The following is a 2,803-nucleotide window of genomic DNA, read 5'->3' as shown; positions in this document are numbered from 1 at the left end:
TATCTATTTACACACTACAGTGCTCAGTTAAAAACCAAAAGTAAAATTTCCGATTTTATAAAACTGTTCAGATTAAACGGCGTTGTCTCTTCTCAACGTTCATAGATGAAATCAACAAGAGCATAAAAAAACTATCGGAAGCCGCTTGACATTATTCCTGTAATGTATATTTTCGATATTAGGTGCCTCAAAAACACCTTAAACGAATAGCGGATAGATTGCCGACACAATTTTTCTTCCGCACATTAAAGGCTTTGACTCATTGTATGTTACACGCATATAATGGCATTGTCGGGTGTAGTTGCGCTATACAATACCCTTTATGGGGAAAGCGTAACGACGGACTGTTCGCCGTGTTTTTGAACACCCGGCATTCTTTATTGAGTGTCAATCAAAAACGTCTAATCGAACAGGAGTTCACATGAACACTCTCATAGAAATTAAAGAACTAACAATTGATCAGGAAATTGTTCAAACGGTCAATGCACGTGAATTGCATACGTTTTTGAAGGTAACATCTCGTTTTAACGATTGGATTATTAATCGTATTAAAGAATATGGTTTCCTAGAAAATAAGGACTTTGTGAGTTTTACTAAAAATTTAGTAAAACCTAATGCCTCTCAAGAAAATCAAGGCTTTGTGAGTTTCGGTAAAAATTTACCGAAACCTAAAGGCGGTCGTCCAAGTACAGAATATCATCTCACCCTAGACATGGCAAAAGAGCTTTCCATGGTTGAACGTAACGAGAAAGGACGTCAAGCACGCCGTTATTTTATTGAGTGTGAGAAGAAACTAAAAAGCCAATCTGTTGATTATGATAATGATACACGCTTTGATTTGCCAAGCTATTGGGAAGGTATGAACGCTGGCGAAAAAGTTTTATATCTTTTAGGTCCTATTCATATGCGTCTTCTTGATGCCTTCAGAGTAGATGAAGAAAACAGAAAATACAAAGCTCTCATTAAAGAAGCAAAACAGGTTCTAGCAAGATCTGTCGTAAAAGCCGCTTAGTTTAAAATATGATCTCATCTTCTCCACTTTCAGAGTGGAGAGGATGTTTCACGCCGCGTTTTTGATTGTAATAACGACTTGCTTGCCAAGAACGCTCAGTGCTTGCTCTAATGTTTGAAGCTTAGTTGGATAATTGGGATCAAGAATGCGTCTTGCTTCTGTTTCTTTTTTACCCAAACGATGTGCCAATTCTGTTTTTGTGATATTTGCTTCATTAAAGGCTTCTACCACTGCGAGCTTAAGAGCATTCCACGCATCTACCGTAACCTCTACAAGGTCTTTATACTGTTGTCGCATTGGTAAAGGCAAACCACGCATAGGATAGCTCCGTAATGCTAACCCTAAAGCTTCAACAGCATTCTCTAATGCCTCTGCTCTATTTTCTCCAGCTGTTATTGCTTCTGGTACATCTGGAAAGGTTACAATAAAACCACCATCTGGATCAGATTCCAGTTTTGCTTGATACGTGTATTCCATGTTTAGGTCTCCTCGCCATAATCGAAATGCTTTTAAAACGAAAAATTAAAGCCGTTGAGAGAATAACTCATACCCCCAACTGCTTTTTTATTATTTTCACGTAAAGTGGGGTCAATTCACCAGATTTTATAACGGTTGTCTTGTCTCCAAAAGTTACCAAATAATGTGACCCTTTACCTGCATCAGGAGCTTCACTGTAATGAATGCCTCTTTTTCTGGCTTCTTTACGTAATTCTCTAAGCAGTGCTTCTCGTTTCATTTAGCCTCCCCTTTCTGCATAAAATGAATATCGCACAAAAAGGTTCGACAGTCAACAACAAATCGAACAAAAAAGTTTGATACAGACTCTTAATGAAAGGATATTTATTGAAAAGTTAAAAGCAGAAATAAGAAAGCCGTGCCATTTGTGTGACATGGTTTTTTGATGAATAATTTGTCAAATAATATTATAATGTAATACATTAAAAAACTGTTATTAATAAACTGAAATAATTGAATAAATACGCAAATTATGCTAAGATTTTTCATGTATAAATTGCAAATCTAATGGGGCTACAAATATGCTAAATAAAGTGACGTTAATCGGGCGCCTTGGTGCTAATCCCGAAAGCAAAACAATGAATTCTGGAGCAGAAATAGTTAATTTTAGTATAGCGACTTCTGAGAGCTATACAGATAAAAAAACCAATCAAAAAGTAGAGAAAACAGAATGGCATTCAGTTGTGATTTTTAATCCACATTTGGCAAAAATTGCACTTCAATATCTCAACAAAGGTTCAAAGGTTTACATAGAAGGAAAATTACAGACACGCAAATGGCAAGATAAAAATGGGCATGACCGTTATACAACAGAGATTGTCTTACCACAATTCAAAGGCGAGTTGTATTTGCTTGATGCCAAAAAAGATCAATCGGCATCCCCTACCCCTTCACCTATTACTTCTCAAAATTATGCTATCGCTTCAGGTGCTCAAGATTATAGAACAGCTCTTAACGATAGCGTCCCATTCTGATTGAAAAAATATGGCTAAAAGAAAAAAACATGCAAAACGTGGTCGTCCTCGAATTAAAGGGTGTATCAGAGAACCAAATGGACGCATCTCACGAGCAAAAACACCGCATGAACCCATGAATAAATTGGCAATTGAAATGCGTGCTAAACGCTTTGGCTTGACCATAGAAGAGGCTAAAAATCCGCTTTCCGGCACCTATATCGGGCGACTTTATTTGCAAGGCAAAATCAATCAAGACCAATATGATGCTGCGCAAAAATATCTTGAAGTGAAAAACAATTACCTATGTGCAAAAGGATTG

4 protein-coding genes and 1 pseudogene are annotated in these 2,803 nt (G+C 37.0%); 3 read left to right on the top strand and 2 right to left on the bottom strand.

Annotated features, from left to right (window positions below; all coding sequences use genetic code 11):
• Positions 1-421 precede the first annotated feature (421 nt).
• Complete coding sequence (locus tag ACFIKO_RS08995; protein ID WP_375620505.1) at positions 422-1,012, top strand: antA/AntB antirepressor family protein; 591 nt, start codon at positions 422-424, stop codon at positions 1,010-1,012.
• 48 nt (positions 1,013-1,060) lie between these two features.
• Here the strand turns inward: ACFIKO_RS08995 and ACFIKO_RS08990 are convergent, their stop codons facing one another.
• Positions 1,061-1,489, bottom strand: coding sequence for a type II toxin-antitoxin system HicB family antitoxin (locus ACFIKO_RS08990; RefSeq protein WP_006589119.1), 429 nt, complete (start codon positions 1,487-1,489; stop codon positions 1,061-1,063).
• Between the two features lie 67 nt (positions 1,490-1,556).
• Positions 1,557-1,748 carry a hypothetical protein gene (locus tag ACFIKO_RS08985; protein ID WP_004859817.1) on the bottom strand — a complete coding sequence of 64 codons (192 nt, stop codon included), beginning with the start codon at positions 1,746-1,748 and terminating at the stop codon, positions 1,557-1,559.
• A gap of 301 nt (positions 1,749-2,049) precedes the next feature.
• Here ACFIKO_RS08985 and ssb point away from each other — a divergent pair, with 301 nt between their 5' ends.
• Positions 2,050-2,502, top strand: a complete 453-nt coding sequence (gene ssb / locus ACFIKO_RS08980) for a single-stranded DNA-binding protein (RefSeq protein WP_375620506.1) — start codon at positions 2,050-2,052, stop codon at positions 2,500-2,502.
• 10 nt (positions 2,503-2,512) lie between these two features.
• Positions 2,513-2,803: pseudogene (locus tag ACFIKO_RS08975) on the top strand (hypothetical protein); the annotation flags it as partial.

The organism is Bartonella sp. TS82HLJMH, assembly GCF_042193495.1.
GTDB lineage: Bacteria > Pseudomonadota > Alphaproteobacteria > Rhizobiales > Rhizobiaceae > Bartonella > Bartonella grahamii.
The sequence above is the reverse complement of the archived record's forward strand: the minus strand, read 5'-3'. Positions and strand labels throughout refer to the sequence as shown.